This window comes from Kribbella sp. NPDC031520, from assembly GCF_055580825.1.
This window is the reverse complement of record NZ_JBVIKS010000006.1, coordinates 189,005-205,014: the sequence shown is the minus strand read 5'-3', so window position 1 is coordinate 205,014 and position 16,010 is coordinate 189,005. Positions and strand designations below refer to the sequence as shown.

Below are 16,010 nucleotides of genomic sequence, written 5' to 3'. Positions count from 1 at the left end.
CCAAACGGCGCGCGTTGCGCTACTCGTTAACCCGACGTCGACTGAGCACGAGAACGGCCAGGAGCAGTACGCCGCTTGCTACGACGAGGCCTATCGCCACACCGGCCAGGTTGTCGGTCAGTTGGTATAGGGAGATCGGCCAGATGACCAGGAGGATCGCGCAGCCGACCACGGCGTACGCCGGACGCCTGGTGCGCCCGTACGCGACGAGCAGCGCGGCCGGGCCCGCCGTACCGACTGCGAGTGCCATGATCTCGCCGCGTTCCTGCACCAGCCAGCAGATCGACGAGCTGAACATCGCCGCTCCGCCGAGTGACCACGACGTCACCTGATCGCGGACCAGGCCGAGCATCGCGAACACGAACGCGACGATGATGAACCCGGTCCCTGCGATGCCTGCGCTGTTCGCGGCCGATCCGGTGTCCGGAGTGAGGACGTCGGAGGTGATCACCAACACACCGACGGCCAGGATCCCAAAAGTTGCCACCAGCAACGATGATTCCTTCAGCCACCACAGTCCGCCGGCCGCCAGCGCGAGCGCGACCATCACCCCGGCGACCCGCCCGGCCTCCCCCTCGATCGCCACGAACGTCGCGAACCCGGCCACGCAGCACCCGAGCGAGGCGAGCGCCGCGCTCAGCTGCCGGCGCCGTCCGACCAGCGCGAGCAGAACGGCCACGCCGAGCAACCCGACCGCGGCCGTCGTACCGGTGCTGACCCGCGCGGCGCGGCCCATCTCGCCCCAGTTCGCCAAGGTCAGGAGCGCGACGGCGCCGAGCAGGAGCGCGCCGCCGATGTACCCGAGGACCTCGACCAGCGCGTTGGCGTGCACCGCGGAGGGTGGGCCCTTCCGTTCGGCCTGCTCTGGATCGGCGGCCCCGCCCGACGGCCCCGCGGGCAATCGCGGCCGGCCAGGGTCCGCCAGGGCCGCGTCGAGCTCCGCGTCGGCCGCGTCCCGGATCGAGTCGGCCTGGTACTGGCGCAGCACACCAGCGCTCACGAGCCTGGAAAGCTCGTCGTCCAGACGACTCGACATGCTTTTCCGTCTCCTTGTCAGTCCTACTAACATCGGGCGGCGAGATGCCTATTCTGACCAGCTACCTTGTGTCCCTAGTCAGTCACCCCCTGTTTTCGCTGCCGGACTCCTTCCCGACCTTCTTCCGGACGGGGTCCGACGGCAAGCTGGAGATGACCGATCAGATCATCGTCGTCCCGGCCCGGATCGCCGGACTGATCGTCGGCTTCTTCGTACTGCGTTGGGTCCTGCACAAGGTCATCCGGCGGTTCGCGCGGCGGACCGGCAGCGGCGCCGTGGCCGGCGTGCTGTCGAAGTCCAAGCGCGGGCAGGAGTTCGTCGAGAACACGCTCGCGAACGAGCGCCGGGCCCAGCGCGCCGAGACGATCGCCTCGCTGCTGACCAGCGCAGTGACGATCGTACTCACGGCCATCCTCGTGGTGATGGTGCTCGCCGAGCTCGGATTCAACATCCTCCCGGTGATCGCGTCCGCGAGCATCATCGGCGTCGCGCTCGGCTTCGGCGCGCAGACGCTGGTGAAGGACTTCCTGGCCGGCGTGTTCATGATCTTCGAGGACCAGTACGGCGTCGGCGACCTGATCGACATGGAGAAGGCGACCGGCGTCGTGGTCGCGGTCGGCCTGCGCGTCACCACGCTGCGCGGCGAGGACGGCACCACCTGGTACGTCCGCAACGGCGAGGTGCTCCGCGTCGGCAACATGACCACCCGCGACCCGAACAACGCAGGCTCCTCCGGCGTCGGCTCCGGCACCGAGAAGGAAGAGGCTAGGACCGACGAAAATGCGGCGAGCGGTACGCAGGACGAAAACCAAGGTTGAGGTAGAGCCGCTCCGCGTCGGAGCCCGCCACCACCTGCAGTGTCAGCCGCTCGCCCGCAGCCTCCTGTCGCGCCTGCGCGAGCAACCGGGTCGCCAGCCCACGGCCGCGGTACTGCGGTTTCGTCGCCACCGCATAGATGCCGGTGACCGATTCGGTCCGTAGCACCAGGGTGATGGACGCCGGGTCCCCGTCGACGCGCAGCAGGTACAGCGACTGGTTCGGTGCGCAGTAGTTCTGCACCGCCCGCTCGGCGAACATCTCCCGCCACCAGCCGTAGTCCGGCTCCCCCACCTCGAGAAACGCCGCACTCTGCACCTCCGCAAACGCCTCGGCATCCCCGTCGGACGCAACACACACGACGGGAGCCGCGGGAGCCACGAGGGCTCTGCCTCCCGTCGTCTGTCCTGGAGTCTCCAGGTGCACCAGTACCTCGGCCGGCTTGAATCCGGCCGCCACGAGTCGCTCCTCCCAACCGGCGCCGCTCTCCGGCACCAGCCGGACCGTGCGGACCTCGGGCGGCAGCTCGGCGGCCGGGGAGAGTGGGATCCACGCCGAGAACTCCTCCGACTCCCCCACCACCTCGATCGCATCACCGAACCGCCGCACATCGCCACGATGCGCAGCGAGGAACGCCAGGTGATTCTCGAGCAGCTCGTCGACCATGCGCGCAGTCTGCCCGGGCGCACCGACAGAAATCAGCTGTTGACGTTGCGAGGCCGGCGGTCCATGATCGAGCACAATCATTAGGAAACCTTCCTATTGATTGTGTTCAGGCTCTGACCGCCCCCGATCCAAGGAGAGTCATGAAGATCCTCGTGAGCGCGGTGACCGCCGCGTGTCTGGCGACCGGTATCGCGTCCGCCGCCCAGGCGAGCACCCGCCCGGTGCATGCGCCGCAGGTGCAGGCTGCGGACCCGGCCAGCATCGGCGCAGCGCCGTACCTGTATCTCGGCTGGGGTAACCCGCAGAAGCCGACCGACGTGATGAAGGCCGCCGGGAACAAGTGGTTCACGCTGGCGTTCGTGCTGTCCGACGGCGGCTGCAACCCGAAGTGGGACGGCGACCGCACGCTGACCGGCGGCTCCGACCAGTCCGCGATCAACAGCATCCGGGCCGCGGGCGGGGACGTGATCCCGTCGTTCGGCGGCTGGTCCGGGAACAAGCTCGGCGAGAAGTGCAGCTCCGCCTCCGCACTGGCCGGGGCGTACCAGAAGGTGATCGACGCCTACAAGCTGAAGGCGATCGACATCGACATCGAGGACACCGAGTTCCACAGCAGCACCGCCCGGCAGCGGGTCGTCAGCGCACTGAAGACCGTCAAGAGCAAGAACCCCGGCATCAAGACGTACATCACGATGGGCACCGACCAGGGCGGACCGGACGCGTCCGGCGTCGACCTGATCAAGAGAGGCGCGGCCGCGGGGCTCGCCAACGACGGCTGGGTGCTGATGCCGTTCGACTTCGGTGGCGGCTCGACCAACATGGCGACGCTGACCAAGAAGGCCGAGGAAGGCCTCAAGGGCCGGCTGAAGAGCGCGTACGGCTACACCGACGACCAGGCGTACCGGCACATGGGTATCTCGTCGATGAACGGCAAGACCGACGACTCCGGCGAGACCGTCCGGCTGTCCGACTTCAGGTCGCTGCTCACGTACGCCCAGGACCACCACCTGGCCCGCTTCACGTTCTGGTCGGTGAACCGGGACCGTGCTTGTGGCGGCAGCAACAACGACGGCGACTCGTGCAGCGGGATCTCCCAGAACGCGTACGACTTCACCAAGGTGATCGCCCAGTTCCACGGCTGAAACAGACCAGTGCCCCGGCGACAGCTCGCCGGGGCACTGGCTTTGAACTTCAGACGGTTCTCAGGCGGTGAAGGTGACGTCCAGCGTGATCGGTACGGCGGACAGCGCCTGCGAGACCGGGCAGTTCTTCTTCGCGCCCTCGGCGAACTCCGCGAACTCGTCGGCGGTCAGGCCCGGGACGTTGCCGTTCACCGACAGCTTGATCCCGGTGATGCCCTCGCCCGGCTGGAAGGTCACGTCGGCCTGGGTGTCGATCGAGGCCGGCGCGTTACCGGCCTGGGCCAGCGCGTGCGACAGCGCCATCGAGAAGCAGGTGGAGTGCGCGGCCGCGATCAGCTCTTCCGGGCTGGTCTTGCCGTTGGCGTCGTTCGCGCGGGAGGCCCAGGTGACGTCGTACGTACCGACACCGGAGGACTCCAGGGCGACCTGGCCGGCGCCCTCCATCAGCGAGCCTTCCCAGTGAGCCTTCGCCGTACGGATGGTAGCCATGCTCGTGTTGTCTCCTTCGAAGAGAGATTCAGCGGCCGGACACGTCGATCGCGCCGGGGTAGTTCGGTTCGTCGGTGTTCACCATGCTGTGCGCGGCCATCACCATGTAGGTCCAGATCTGCTCGTCCTGCTCGGGCGTCAGGCCGAGCTCGTCCAGCGCGGCCCGCATGTGGCCGAGCCACCGGTCCCGTTGGCTCGGGGTGACGGCGAACGGGGCGTGCCGCATCCGCAGCCGGGGGTGCCCGCGCTGCTCGGAGTACGTCTTCGGGCCGCCCCAGTACTGCTCCAGGAACATCCGGAAACGCACCTCGGCCGGACCGAGATCCTCCTCCGGGTACAGCGCGCGAAGTTCCGGGTCGGCGGCGACACCGCGGTAGAACGCGGCCACCAACCGGTGGAAGGTTTCCGCCCCACCGACGGCGTCGTAGAAACTCTGCTGCTCAGTCATCTCGGATCTAGTCTCTCAACTGCTCACAACGTGCTTGAGCAGGGCTGCCTTTTCGGCGTCTCCGAGGGGGCGCTTGGCGTGCGTCGTACCGTCGACGGCGACGAGGACCGACTCCGCCTTCGCGTACACGTCCTCGGACTCGCCGCTGCGGTCCACGATGCGGGAGCCGAGCGTGTACGACGACGTACCGACGGAAGCGATCCACACGTCCACGTCGTACGGCGGGTGCCGGAGCAGGATCGGGCGGAGGTAGTCGACGGTCTGACTGACCAGGACGCACGGGTACTGCGCGAAGAAGTCGCCCGTCGTGTCCATCACCTGTCCGAGGAACGCGATCCGCGCCTCCTGCAGGTAGTCGAAGTACCGGACGTTGTTGACGTGGTCGTACGAGTCGATGTCCGACCAGCGGACCAGCACCTGGTAGGTGTACGTCACGCGCCCACCAGCTTCGACAGGGCCTCGCGCTCGAGCGGGCTGATCCGGCGCAGGCGGTTGGCCTTGAAGTCGAACGGGACCAGCTTGGTCCTGGCCTCGACGTACGTACGGCGCTCCGGCTCGGCGTCGAGGATCTCGTAATCGACCGTGAACGAGGCGGCCCGGATCTCGGAGATCCAGAGCTCGATCCGCACTGGTTCCGGACGGAAGTGCAGCGGCGCGCGGTACTCGACCTCGTGCCGGGCGACGAGCAGCCCGGTCTCCAGGGTGTCCGCGCCGAGCTCCTTGGCGGTCCGGAACAGGAAGTCGACGCGTGCGTCCTGGAGGTAGTCGACGTACCGGCCGTTGTTCACATGACCAAGCGCGTCCATGTCGCCCCACCGCAACGGGCAGTGGTAGACGTGGCGGTTGTGATGATCCACACCACGATCATGTCATCCGGGGTACTTCCGTCGTGACGGACCGTGGGTAATGTCATCTCCGGCAAGACCAGTTGACGATTGGAGCGGTGGATGACTGAGCAGCGGGTGGCGATCGTGACCGGGGCAGCCCGGGGAATCGGCGCGGCCGTCGCGCAGCGGCTCGCCGCGGACGGGAACGCCGTCGCCGTCATCGACCTCGACGAAGGTGCCTGCACGGCGACCGTGAAGGCGATCACCGAGGCCGGCGGCAAGGCGATCGGCGTCGGCGCGGACGTGAGCAAGTCCGACCAGGTCAGCGCCGCGGTCGAGCGGGTCGTCAGTGAGCTGGGCGCGCCGACGATCCTGGTCAACAACGCCGGCGTGCTGCGCGACAACCTGCTGTTCAAGATGTCCGAGGACGACTGGGACACGGTCATGTCGGTGCACCTCAAGGGCAGCTTCCTGATGTCGAAGGCCTGCCAGGCGCACATGGTCGAGGCCAAGTACGGCCGGATCGTCTTCCTCTCGTCGACCTCGGCGCTCGGCAACCGCGGCCAGGCGAACTACGCTTCCGCGAAGGCCGGCCTGCAGGGTCTGGCGAAGACGCTGGCGATCGAGCTGGGCAAGTTCGGCGTCACCGCGAACGCGATCGCCCCGGGCTTCATCGAGACCGACATGACCGCGGCCACCGCGGCCCGGGTCGGCGTCGACTTCGAGGAGTTCAAGAAGGCCACCGCCGCGAGCATCCCGGTACAGCGGACCGGCAAGCCGGAGGACATCGCCGCCGCGGCGTCGTTCTTCTGCAGCGAGGAGGCCGGTTTCGTCTCCGGCCAGGTCCTGTACGTCGCCGGCGGACCGCGCAACTAAACGGGAACTGAGAGGCCACACCTATGCCGCAGTCCTTCCACGGCGTCGACGAGGTCGCGCACGCGGTCGGCACCACGCTCGGTGAGACCGAGTGGCTGGAGATCACCCAGGAGCAGGTGAACCAGTTCGCCGACGCGACCGGTGACCACCAGTGGATCCACGTCGACGTCGAGCGCGCCGCCAAGGGCCCGTACGGCGGCACGATCGCGCACGGCTACCTGACGCTGAGCCTGATCGCGCGCTTCGGCGACGAGCTGTTCAAGGTCGACGGCGTGACCGCGAAGCTCAACTACGGCGTGAACAAGGTCCGTTTCCCCGCACCGGTCCCGGTCGGCAGCCGGGTCCGCGCAGGCGCCTCGATCGCCAACGCCGTCGAGACCGCGGCCGGCGTCCAGGTCTCCCTCAACTGGGTCATCGAACTCGAGAACTCGACCAAACCCGCCTGCGTCGCCGAAACCGTCGTACTGCTCGTCCCCTAGAGTGGACAAATCAGTACGGCGTGGGTGGCGATGCGGTGGTAGCCGAGCCAGTCGTTGACGGCCAGCATGGGTGCGTTGCCGTCGTAGTTGGCCGTGTACGCGCCCTGAACGCCCGCGTCCGCGGCGCGGTGCAGGGCCGCGGACTTCACCAGTTTCGCGAGGCCACGGCCGCGGTACTCCGGTAGCGTCGAGGTCATCTTCGACCAGATCATCGTGTGGTCGCCGAGGCCCATCGTGAACGCCACGAGCTCGTCCCGGTACATCGCGGCCACGCTCAGGTCGAGGACCGTGTCGGCCGATTCCCAGACCGCGGCGCGCCATTCGCCGTACGGCCGTGCGGAGATCTTCGCGTCGCCGGGTTTGGTGCGCTGGGCAACCACGTCGGCCGCGTACAGCGCCTCGGGTTCGACGTCGGTGAGCGGGACGAGTCGTACGGCCGACGGCGGCTCGGGCTGCTCCGTCGCCTTCCGTGGGTCGATGCCCGCGTAGAGCACCTGCCGCGTCTGCCGGTACCCGAACCGGGACGCCCACTCGACCGCGGCCGGCTCCGCGAACACCCGCGCGCTCGTCGCGCCCGCCTCACGCAGGTTCGCGTGCGTTGCCTCCAGCAACCGCGTCCCGACACCGCGCCGCCGGTGCTCTGGCCGGACCAGCACCCGCAGCTCCCCGTCCAGCGGATCCGAGCCACCGATCAGCCCGGTCGTTGCCCACCCCACCAGTTCTCCGCCGTCCAGGGCCGCGAACGTCGCCTGCCCAGGCTCGGACGGCCGCCCGAGTCTGCGGACCAGCATGCCTCGAGTGGTCACCAGGTACGGCACCAGTGTGTCGTGCAGCGCCAACGCCTGATCGACATCCCCCGGGCCGGCCGGCCTGATCTCCATCCGAAACTCCTTGGGCACTCCAACAACGAAGTACCCCGGAATCTAACGCCCTTTCAGGCCCATACCAGAAGGAACCCGATCACAGCTCTGTCTCAGAGGGTTCGCAGCAGTCCGAGCTCGGTCTGGACCCGGCGGTAGCCGAGCCAGTTGTTGACGGCAAGCATCGGGCCGTTCTCGTCGTCGTTCGACGTGTACGCCGAGGTGATCCCGGCCGCCGCTGCCCGGCGCAGCGCGACCGACTTCACCAGCTTCGCGAGGCCTCTGCCCCGGTAGCCCGGAATCGTCCCGGTCATGCCCGACCACATCCGGTCGGTGTCGGTCTCGACCACGGTGAACGCGACCAGCTCGTCGCCGGCCATCGCGCCGACGCTGAGTGCCTTGTCCATCGACGGACCGTTCCAGATCTCCTCGAGCCACAGGTCGTACTCGACGGCGTCCAGCGGCGAGTCGCTCGGCTCGTCCAGGGACGCGATCGTGTCGGCTGTGTACGCCGTCCGCGAGTCCAGGTCCTCGAAGCTGACCAGCTCGATCCCGTACGGCGTCGGCGGTTGCGCGGGCAACTCGCCGGTCAGGTCGAGGCCGGCGAAGTGCATCTGCCGCGTCCCGTCGTACCCGAGGTTGCAGGCGAACTCGAGGCCGTCGGGGTGCACGAACGCCCGGACCCGGACGGCGCCGATCTCGGTCAGATGCTGGTGCAGGCGCTCCGCGAGCGCGCCACCGATGCCGTGCTTGCGATGCTCCGGGTGCACGTAGACGCTGATCTCGGACTGACCGGGTTCGCTGGTCCACACGTTCAGGCCGGCCGATCCCCACGCGACGATCTTGCCGTCGCGCAGCGCGACCAACGGCAGGAAGCGCTCGCTCGGCGACTGCACGGTGATCATGTGCCGCACGGCCGCCGCCGACATCGCCTTGTACGGATACACCGCCCGCCGGACCGCCGCCACCGCCTCGGCATCGCCCGCCACGGCCTGCCGTACCACCGCCTGCGTCGTCATGCCTCGGACCCTAACGACGTACGTGCACCCTCGCCACGCATTAAGAGACAGGATCTTGCGAGTCCCGTGATTCGGATGTGCGCCGAACTCGTAATAGAGTGACGCGGTGCTGTCGGACTGAATGCCCCGACCGCCGGAAGTGCCATCGTGGTTGCACGCGACGGGGTCACCGGCGGCGGGGCGTCCGCCTTTAGTGTGGACGTATGCAGCTCACCGACGGCGTGGCGGCCGCTCGAGTTCTCGCCGACCTGATGGTTTCTTCGCACCCGCGCGCGGAGTACGCCGACGCCTTCCGCCCGTTCGCCCCGCTGATCGGCAGCTGGGACCTCGACGTCGCCTGGTACGACGAGACTGGCGCCGTCACCCGCCGGACCAGAGGGGAATGGCACTTCGCGTGGGCGCTCGACGGCCGCGCGGTCGCGGACATCTGGATCACGCCGAGCCGGGTCGCGCGGGCCACCGACGGCGACGGCGAGTGGGGACTGTCGATCCGGATCTACGACCCGGAGCTGCAGGCGTTCCGTTCGACCTGGATGGGTCCGAAGGCGGCGTTCGTGATGCCGTTCGTCGCGCACGCGAGCGGGAACACGATCACGCTCGAGGCACAGTCCGCGAACACCCGCTGGGAGTTCACCGACATCACCGTGGACGGTTTCCACTGGCGCAACGAAGACATCGATGCCGACGGCAACGTTGTCCTCCGGCAGACGTTCGTGGCGACCCGTCAGCCGTAGGTCGCGACCGCCGCTCGGGCCAGCTCCAGCATCCGCTCCCGTAAGTCGTGCGGACCGACCACCTCCAGATCGCCGGCGAATCCGAGCAGTACGCCGCACGCCGCCTCCCGTACCCGGAAGTGCAGCCGAAGGTGCGGCCACTCGTCGTCGGACGGCACGTCCCGCGGCACCTCGCCCTTCGCCAGCATCGGCGACGCGATCCGCCGGATCAGCTCCACCTTGTCCGGCCGGACCCGCACCAGTACGTCGACGCCGACCGGCGCCTGCCGCTCGAGCCCGGACCGCAACCGCTCCCACTCCGCGCGGACGTCCAGCCTCTCCGGCCGCTCCGCGGTTTCCTCGAGTACGTCGACCTCCTCGACGCGCGACACCCGGTACATCCGCGCCGCGCCGCGATGCGCCGCCACGAGGTACCAACGCCCGGCCTGCTCCACGAGGCCCCAGGGATCGACGGTGCGTTGCTGCACACCCTCACTCGCCGACGCGTACCGCAGCCGCACCCGGCGGCGCTTGACGACCGCTTGACGCAGTACCGGCAAGGCTCCGGTGTCCTCGGCCTCCGCGAACCAGCGCCGCCGGTCCACCACGATGGAGCCCGACAACGCGTCAGCCTCGCCCTGCAACTCTACGGGCAGTGTCGCGGACAGCTTGCCCATTGCCGAGTGCAGAGCGTCCTGTAGCCCAAGCTCGTCCGACAGCGCGGCCCGCCCCGACCAGGCGAAAAGTGCTTGCGCCTCTCGAGGCGTGAGCTCACTGACGTCGGCACGGTATCCAGGCAGCAGTACACAACCGCCATTACGCCCGCGCTCGGAGTACACCGGTACACCGGCCGCGGACAGCGCCTCCATGTCACGCATGACCGTCCGCGTCGACACCTCGAGCCGCTCCCCCAGCTCCCGCGCCGACAGCCGCTCGTGCCGCTGCAGCAACAGGATGATCTGCAACAACCGGTCCGCTCGCATGTCTCCAAGAATATGAGACAGAAGATGTCCTATATACCCCTCGAAGCTAGTTCCATGACCACCGTTGAGAACGACCCACGACCGCTGTTCGTCCGCGCCCTCGACCAGACGCAGCAGCTCGTCAACACGACCAGCCCGGACCACCTCACCCTGCCGACGCCCTGCGAGGAGTACGACGTCAGCACGCTGCAGGGCCATCTGCTGACCGTCATCGCGCGGATCAACCTCGCACTGCAAGGAGGCGATCCGCTGACGATTCCGATGGTGACCACGGCCGACGACGTACAGGCTGCTTGGAAGGAACGCCGCGTGTCGCTGGACGAGACCCTGAGCAACGACGGCGTACTCGGCCGGATCTGCAAGCTGCCCTGGGGGACGCTGCCGGGTGCAGCCGCAATCGCCGCGTACACAGGGGAACTGGCGACGCACTCCTGGGACCTGGCGAAGGCCACAGGTCGTCTGGCCGAGTTGGACCAGGACCTGGCGGCACAGGTTCTACCGATGGTCCGCCGGTACGTACCGGCCGAGCAGCGCGGCGGGCACGTACCGTTCGGACCTGTGGTGCCGGTGGCCGACGACGCCTCGCCGTACGACCTGCTGGCCGGGTGGCAGGGCCGCCGGCCCTAGACGATTCCGCCGTTGAGGGTGAGGCCGCCGTCGATCGTGATGGTCTGGCCGGTGATCCACGACGCCTCGTCGGACAGCAGGAACCACACCAGCGAAGCGACGTCCTCCGGCCGGCCGAGCCGACCCAATGGGTACGACGCGGCGACCTTCTCCTCACGCCCTTCGTAGAGCGCTCCGGCGAACTTGGTCTTGACCACCGCCGGAGCGACGGCGTTCACCCGGATCTCCGGAGCCAGCTCGACCGCCAGCTCCTGCGTGACCCGCGAGAGCATCGCCTTGGTCGCGCCGTACCACCCGATGCCGGGCGACGGCGCCAGACCGGCGACGGACGACAGGTTCACCACAGCACCGCCGTGCTCCCGCATCCACGCGTCCCGGCAGGCCTTCACCCAGGCGATCGCGGCCAGCACGTTGGTGTCGACCATCTTGGCCGCGACCGCATGGTCGACGTCCAGCAACTTCCCGTAGATCGGGTTGATGCCGGTGTTGTTCACGAGCAGATCCACCGAGCCGTACGTCGCTACCGCTGCCGCGACGACCGCCCCGCGATGCGAGGCGTCGGCCGCGTTGCCCGCGATCGCCAGGGCGTGCTCACGACCGCCTAACGTCTTCACAGCCTCGTCCAGCGTCTCCTGCGTACGCCCGGTGATGACGACACGCGCACCGTCGTCGACCAGACGCCGGGCGACCGCCAGCCCGATCCCGCGGGACGCTCCGGTGACGATCGCGGTCCGGCCGTCGAGACCCATCAGCTGAGGCGCTCGAGCACGATCGCCATGCCCTGCCCGCCGCCGACGCACATCGTCTCGAGACCGAACTGCTTGTCCTCGAACTGCAGGCCGTTCACCAGCGTGGTCATGATCCGCGCACCGGTCGACCCGAACGGGTGGCCGAGCGCGATCGCACCGCCGTGCACGTTCAGCTTGTCCTCGTCGATCCCGAGCTCCCGCGCCGAACCGATCACCTGGACCGCGAACGCCTCGTTGATCTCGACCAGGTCGATGTCGTCGATACTCATCCCGGCCCGCGCCAGCGCCTGCCTCGACGCCTCCACCGGACCGAGGCCCATGATCTCCGGCGACAGACCGCTGACCCCGGTCGACACGATCCGCGCCAGCGGGGTCAGACCGAGCTCACGCGCCTTGGTGTCGCTCATGATCACGACCGCCGCGGCACCGTCGTTCAACGGGCAGCAGTTGCCGGCCGTCACGGTCCCGTCCGGGCGGAACACCGGCTTCAGGCCGCTGACGCCTTCGAGCGTCGTCCCCGGGCGCGGGCCGTCGTCCTTGCTCACGACAGTCCCGTCCGGCAGCGTCACCGGGACGATCTCGCGCTCGAAGAACCCGTTGCCGATCGCCTTCTCGGCCAGATTCTGCGAGCGCACGCCGAACACGTCTTGCTCCGCGCGGCTGATCCCCCGCAGCGTCGCGACGTTCTCCGCGGTCTGGCCCATCGCGATGTAGATGTCCGGGATCTGCCCGTCCGCGCGCGGGTCGTGCCAGGTGTCGTTGGTCTCGGCGTACTTCTCGGTCCGCGCCACCGCGTCGGTGAAGACCGGGTTGAACGAGCTCGGGTCGCCGACACCGGCGGAGCCGAAGTTCTTGTACCGCGAGACGCACTCGACGCCCGCGCTGACGAAGATGTCGCCCTCACCGGACTTGATCGCGTGGTACGCCATCCGCGCGGTCTGCGTCGACGACGCGCAGAACCGGTTCACCGTGGTGGCCGGCGTGTTGTCCCAGCCGAGCTGCACCGCGACCCGGCGGGCCATGTTGCCGCCGTGCTCGTCGTGCGGCTCCGCGCACCCCAGCGCCAGGTCCTCGATCTGGTCCCCGGTCAGGCCGATCTTCTCGGTGGCCGCCTTGATCATCTGGACGGCGAGGTCGTCCGGCCGGATCGTTGTCAGCGACCCTTTGTACGCGCGGCCGATCGGTGACCGGGCCGTGGACACGATGACTGCTTCAGGCATTGTCAGTTCCCTTTCAGAGGCCCAGATCGCGGCCGATGAGTTCCTTCATGATCTCGTTCGAGCCGGCCCAGATCTTCGTCACCCGGGCGTCGCGCCAGGCGCGGGCGACCCGGTACTCGTTCATGTAGCCGTAGCCGCCGTGCAACTGGACACACGCGTCCAGGATCTCGTTCTGCACCTGCGCACTCCACCACTTCGTCTTCGCCGCGTCGACCGCGGACAGCCGGTCCTCGTCGTGCGCCACGATCGCGTTGTCGACGTACGCCTGGGTCACCTCGGCCTTGGTGACCAGCTCGGCGACCAGGAACTTGTTGTACTGGAACGAGCCGACCGACTGGCCGAACGCCTTGCGCTGCTTGATGTAGTCGATCGTCTCGGCGAGGATCTGGGTCGCGTGCGCGATGTTCGACACGGCCGCGCCGACCCGCTCCTGCGCGAGCCGCTCCATCATGTGGATGAAGCCGCGGTCCACCTCACCGAGTACGTTGTCATCGGCAACGAAAACGTCCTCGAAGAAGAGTTCCGACGTACCGGACTCGGTCTGGCCGACCTTGTCCAGCTTGCGGCCGCGGGCGAACCCGTCCATGCCCTCCTCGACCACGAACAGCGTGATGCCCTTCGCGCCCTTGGACGGATCGGTACGGGCCGCGACGACGACCAGGTCGGCCATGTCGCCGTTGGTGATGAAGGTCTTCGACCCGTTCAGCACCCAGCCGCCGTCGGCCTTCTTGGCGGTCGTCTTCAGCGCGGCCAGGTCGGAGCCGCCGGACGGCTCGGTCATCCCGATCGCGGCCACGTACTCACCGGCGCAGAACTTCGGCAGCCAGCGCTGCTTCTGCTCCTCGGTCCCGAGGTCCACGAAGTACGGCGCGGCGCAGTCGTAGTGGATGCCGAAGCAGCTCGACAGCGATGCGGAGACCTTCGACACCTCCTCCGCGAACACCGCGTTGAACCGGTAGTCGCCGACGCTCGAGCCGCCGTACTCCTCGGGGACGTCCAGCCCGAGGAAGCCCTGCTTGCCGGCCTCCAGCCAGGCGGCCCGATCGATCGTCTTCTCTTCGAGGAACTGCTCCATCCGCGGCACCAGCGAACGGTCGCAGTACTCCTTCGCGCTGGCACGGAATGCGTGGTGGTCCTCGTTGAAGATGACGCGCTCCATCTAGGCCTCCCCAAGTCGTGAGATGCGTGGCTAAGCGCTTGCTTAGCTTCACGCTTTTGGTGCAAGGTGTCAACGTGTCCGCAGTCACCGACCCCCTGGTCTGGGAGCACGTCCAGCCGGCCGCAGCCCGCCGGCTGCTGACGGGCGCCATCGACGCGTTCGCCGAGCGCGGCTACCAGGCGACGACGACCCGCGACATCGCGTCCCGCGCCGGGATGAGTCCCGCCGCGCTGTACGTGCACTACCCGTCCAAGGAACGCCTGCTCTTCGAGATCAGCCTGTACGGCCACAACGCCGCCTTGGAAGTACTGCGGTCAGCGAACACCGGCCCGACGCCGGCGGACCGCCTGCGCTCACTGGTCGCCGCGTTCACCGCCTGGCACGCCGAACACCACACGATCGCCCGCGTCGTGCAGTACGAGCTGGCAGCGTTGACCCCGGAACACCTGGCCGAGGTCGCGACGATCCGGCGCGCCATCTCGGAACAGATCTCGCAGGTACTCGCGGACGGCGTCGCCGACGCCTCCTTCGCCGTCAGCGATCTGCCCGGCACGACGCTCGCCGTACTGTCACTCTCGATCGACGTCGCCCGTTGGTACACGCCGCACCGCGGCGACCCCGCCGCCCTCGGCACGCTGTACGCCGACCTCGCACACCGGATGGTCCAGGCATGACGAAGCCCCGCATCCACTGGGATGCGGGGCTTTCTGGGTCGTGGGTCAGGCCTGCAGCGCGGCCTGGATGTCGAGGTGGATGTCCACCTTGTCACCGATCAGCAGCTTGCCACCCTCGAGCGGGACGTTGAAGTCGATGCCCCACTCCTTGCGGCTGATCGACGCGGAGGCCTCGAAACCGATGATGGTCTGGCCGTACGCGTTCTGGTCGACACCGAGGAACTCGACCGCGAGCTCGATCGGCTTGGTGACGTTCTTGATGGTCAGCTCGCCGGCCAGGACGTAGTCGTCGCCCTCGGGCTTGATGGCGGTGCTGCTGAAGGTCATCTTCGGGCTGTTCTCGGCGTCGAAGAAGTCGCCGGAGCGCAGGTGACCGTCGCGCTGCTCGCTGCGGGTGTGCACAGAGCCGAGCTCGATCTCGACGGTGGTCGCGGAGTCCTCGATGGTGTCCTTGACCACGATCTCGCCGCTGAACTCCTGGAAGGTGCCGCGGACCTTGGTCATCAGGTGCCGGACGGTGAAGCCGACCTCGCTGTGGGCGGTGTCGAGGGCGTAGGTGCCGGCGACCAGGCCGGGGATGCTGCTGGTCAGGGTGCCGGTGGTGGTGTCGCTCATGGGGTCCTCTCGGGAAGGTGTTGCCAACTGGTCGGGGGCGACGCAGCCTGGTCTATAGTTAAAACTTCAACCGATGACTACGACAGTAGGCAGTAACGGTTTAAAAGTCAACTACATTCCCGGTACACTGTTCACGTGACGATGGAGACTGAGATGGACACGGGGACTCGGTGGCTCAACGCCGAGCAGCAGGTGGCGTGGCGTGCGTACCTGCTGGGGACCGCACGCCTGATGGCGAAGCTCGATGACGACCTTCGCCGGTTCGGCCTGGGGATCAACGACTACGAGATTCTGGTCCGGCTCTCCGAGGCGCCCGACCGGCGGCTCCGGATGGCCGACCTGGCCGATCGGCTGCACCAGAGCCGGTCGCGCCTGACCCACACCGTCGGCCGCCTCGAGGCCGCCGACCTGGTCCGCCGTACGTCGTGCACCAGCGACAAGCGCGGCGTCTGGGCCGAGCTGACCGACGCCGGCTTCGCCCTGCTCGAGCAGGCCGCGCCGTACCACGTCGACGGGGTACGGGAGAACCTGGTCGACCTGGCCAGCGCGGAGGACTTCGCCGCCGTCGGCCGCGTGTTCGACGCCGTCTCGGAGCACATCGGCCAGCGCTGA

21 protein-coding genes are annotated in these 16,010 nt (G+C 68.2%); 8 read left to right on the top strand and 13 right to left on the bottom strand.

Annotation, left to right across the window (positions count from 1 at the left end):
- Positions 1 to 19: 19 nt before the first annotated feature.
- Positions 20 to 1,036: a hypothetical protein gene (locus ACZ5BU_RS29905; RefSeq protein WP_465703775.1), complete on the bottom strand. Its 1,017-nt coding sequence runs from the start codon at positions 1,034 to 1,036 to the stop codon at positions 20 to 22.
- Positions 1,037 to 1,188: 152 nt separating this feature from the next.
- Here ACZ5BU_RS29905 and ACZ5BU_RS29900 point away from each other — a divergent pair, with 152 nt between their 5' ends.
- Positions 1,189 to 1,854 carry a mechanosensitive ion channel family protein gene (locus ACZ5BU_RS29900; protein WP_465703774.1) on the top strand — a complete coding sequence of 222 codons (666 nt, stop codon included), beginning with the start codon at positions 1,189 to 1,191 and terminating at the stop codon, positions 1,852 to 1,854.
- Here ACZ5BU_RS29900 and ACZ5BU_RS29895 read toward each other — a convergent pair.
- On the bottom strand, positions 1,802 to 2,518 hold the full coding sequence (locus ACZ5BU_RS29895) for a GNAT family N-acetyltransferase (protein ID WP_465703773.1): 717 nt from the start codon (positions 2,516 to 2,518) through the stop codon (positions 1,802 to 1,804). The two genes, ACZ5BU_RS29900 and ACZ5BU_RS29895, sit on opposite strands and share 53 nt — an antisense overlap.
- 140 nt (positions 2,519 to 2,658) lie before the next feature.
- On the opposite strand from ACZ5BU_RS29895, the gene ACZ5BU_RS29890 reads away from it, so the two are divergent.
- Positions 2,659 to 3,660 (top strand): chitinase, encoded by a 1,002-nt coding sequence (locus ACZ5BU_RS29890; RefSeq protein WP_465703772.1) that lies wholly within the window; start codon positions 2,659 to 2,661, stop codon positions 3,658 to 3,660.
- Between the two features lie 60 nt (positions 3,661 to 3,720).
- Here ACZ5BU_RS29890 and ACZ5BU_RS29885 read toward each other — a convergent pair whose 3' ends face one another.
- The 4 genes from ACZ5BU_RS29885 to ACZ5BU_RS29870 are packed head-to-tail and all read right to left on the bottom strand — an operon-like array spanning position 3,721 to position 5,454.
- Complete coding sequence (locus ACZ5BU_RS29885; protein ID WP_465703771.1) at positions 3,721 to 4,149, bottom strand: OsmC family protein; 429 nt, start codon at positions 4,147 to 4,149, stop codon at positions 3,721 to 3,723.
- Positions 4,150 to 4,177: 28 nt separating this feature from the next.
- Positions 4,178 to 4,597 (bottom strand): globin, encoded by a 420-nt coding sequence (locus tag ACZ5BU_RS29880; RefSeq protein ID WP_465703770.1) that lies wholly within the window; start codon positions 4,595 to 4,597, stop codon positions 4,178 to 4,180.
- A 15-nt stretch (positions 4,598 to 4,612) separates the two neighbouring features.
- Positions 4,613 to 5,032, bottom strand: coding sequence for an acyl-CoA thioesterase (locus ACZ5BU_RS29875; protein WP_465703769.1), 420 nt, complete (start codon positions 5,030 to 5,032; stop codon positions 4,613 to 4,615).
- Positions 5,029 to 5,454: an acyl-CoA thioesterase gene (locus ACZ5BU_RS29870; RefSeq protein ID WP_465703768.1), complete on the bottom strand. Its 426-nt coding sequence runs from the start codon at positions 5,452 to 5,454 to the stop codon at positions 5,029 to 5,031. Before ACZ5BU_RS29870 ends, ACZ5BU_RS29875 begins: the two co-directional genes overlap by 4 nt.
- A gap of 90 nt (positions 5,455 to 5,544) precedes the next feature.
- On the opposite strand from ACZ5BU_RS29870, the gene fabG reads away from it, so the two are divergent.
- Both fabG and ACZ5BU_RS29860 read left to right on the top strand, forming a co-directional pair.
- Positions 5,545 to 6,300, top strand: coding sequence for a 3-oxoacyl-ACP reductase FabG (gene fabG, locus ACZ5BU_RS29865; RefSeq protein WP_465703767.1), 756 nt, complete (start codon positions 5,545 to 5,547; stop codon positions 6,298 to 6,300).
- A gap of 23 nt (positions 6,301 to 6,323) precedes the next feature.
- Positions 6,324 to 6,779, top strand: a complete 456-nt coding sequence (locus ACZ5BU_RS29860) for a MaoC family dehydratase (protein ID WP_465703766.1) — start codon at positions 6,324 to 6,326, stop codon at positions 6,777 to 6,779.
- Here ACZ5BU_RS29860 and ACZ5BU_RS29855 read toward each other — a convergent pair.
- Together ACZ5BU_RS29855 and ACZ5BU_RS29850 are read right to left on the bottom strand one after the other, a co-directional pair.
- A complete protein-coding gene (locus ACZ5BU_RS29855; RefSeq protein ID WP_465703765.1) occupies positions 6,776 to 7,660 on the bottom strand; it encodes a GNAT family N-acetyltransferase in 885 nt (294 codons plus the stop codon). The two genes, ACZ5BU_RS29860 and ACZ5BU_RS29855, sit on opposite strands and share 4 nt — an antisense overlap.
- A gap of 92 nt (positions 7,661 to 7,752) precedes the next feature.
- The gene (locus tag ACZ5BU_RS29850; protein WP_465703764.1) at positions 7,753 to 8,658 is read right to left on the bottom strand and encodes a GNAT family N-acetyltransferase; all 906 of its coding nucleotides are present in this window, start codon (positions 8,656 to 8,658) and stop codon (positions 7,753 to 7,755) included.
- Between the two features lie 203 nt (positions 8,659 to 8,861).
- Here ACZ5BU_RS29850 and ACZ5BU_RS29845 point away from each other — a divergent pair, with 203 nt between their 5' ends.
- Positions 8,862 to 9,392, top strand: coding sequence for a hypothetical protein (locus ACZ5BU_RS29845; RefSeq protein ID WP_465703763.1), 531 nt, complete (start codon positions 8,862 to 8,864; stop codon positions 9,390 to 9,392).
- Here ACZ5BU_RS29845 and ACZ5BU_RS29840 read toward each other — a convergent pair.
- Positions 9,383 to 10,354, bottom strand: coding sequence for a helix-turn-helix transcriptional regulator (locus ACZ5BU_RS29840; protein WP_465703762.1), 972 nt, complete (start codon positions 10,352 to 10,354; stop codon positions 9,383 to 9,385). The genes ACZ5BU_RS29845 and ACZ5BU_RS29840 overlap by 10 nt on opposite strands.
- Before the next feature lie 54 nt (positions 10,355 to 10,408).
- Between ACZ5BU_RS29840 and ACZ5BU_RS29835 the strand changes: the two genes are divergently transcribed.
- Positions 10,409 to 10,981 (top strand): TIGR03086 family metal-binding protein, encoded by a 573-nt coding sequence (locus ACZ5BU_RS29835; RefSeq protein ID WP_465703761.1) that lies wholly within the window; start codon positions 10,409 to 10,411, stop codon positions 10,979 to 10,981.
- On the opposite strand, the gene ACZ5BU_RS29830 is transcribed toward ACZ5BU_RS29835, so the two are convergent.
- The 3 genes from ACZ5BU_RS29830 to ACZ5BU_RS29820 are packed head-to-tail and all read right to left on the bottom strand — an operon-like array spanning position 10,978 to position 14,109.
- The gene (locus ACZ5BU_RS29830; protein ID WP_465703760.1) at positions 10,978 to 11,730 is read right to left on the bottom strand and encodes an SDR family oxidoreductase; all 753 of its coding nucleotides are present in this window, start codon (positions 11,728 to 11,730) and stop codon (positions 10,978 to 10,980) included. The genes ACZ5BU_RS29835 and ACZ5BU_RS29830 overlap by 4 nt on opposite strands.
- On the bottom strand, positions 11,730 to 12,950 hold the full coding sequence (locus tag ACZ5BU_RS29825) for an acetyl-CoA C-acetyltransferase (RefSeq protein ID WP_465703759.1): 1,221 nt from the start codon (positions 12,948 to 12,950) through the stop codon (positions 11,730 to 11,732). The genes ACZ5BU_RS29830 and ACZ5BU_RS29825 overlap by 1 nt, the downstream gene beginning before the upstream one ends.
- A gap of 13 nt (positions 12,951 to 12,963) precedes the next feature.
- Positions 12,964 to 14,109 (bottom strand): acyl-CoA dehydrogenase family protein, encoded by a 1,146-nt coding sequence (locus ACZ5BU_RS29820; RefSeq protein WP_465703758.1) that lies wholly within the window; start codon positions 14,107 to 14,109, stop codon positions 12,964 to 12,966.
- A gap of 74 nt (positions 14,110 to 14,183) precedes the next feature.
- Here ACZ5BU_RS29820 and ACZ5BU_RS29815 point away from each other — a divergent pair, with 74 nt between their 5' ends.
- A complete protein-coding gene (locus ACZ5BU_RS29815) occupies positions 14,184 to 14,783 on the top strand; it encodes a TetR/AcrR family transcriptional regulator (RefSeq protein WP_465703757.1) in 600 nt (199 codons plus the stop codon).
- Positions 14,784 to 14,828: 45 nt separating this feature from the next.
- Here the strand turns inward: ACZ5BU_RS29815 and ACZ5BU_RS29810 are convergent, their stop codons facing one another.
- Complete coding sequence (locus ACZ5BU_RS29810) at positions 14,829 to 15,398, bottom strand: YceI family protein (RefSeq protein WP_465703756.1); 570 nt, start codon at positions 15,396 to 15,398, stop codon at positions 14,829 to 14,831.
- A gap of 153 nt (positions 15,399 to 15,551) precedes the next feature.
- Between ACZ5BU_RS29810 and ACZ5BU_RS29805 the strand changes: the two genes are divergently transcribed.
- Positions 15,552 to 16,010, top strand: coding sequence for a MarR family winged helix-turn-helix transcriptional regulator (locus ACZ5BU_RS29805; RefSeq protein ID WP_465704256.1), 459 nt, complete (start codon positions 15,552 to 15,554; stop codon positions 16,008 to 16,010).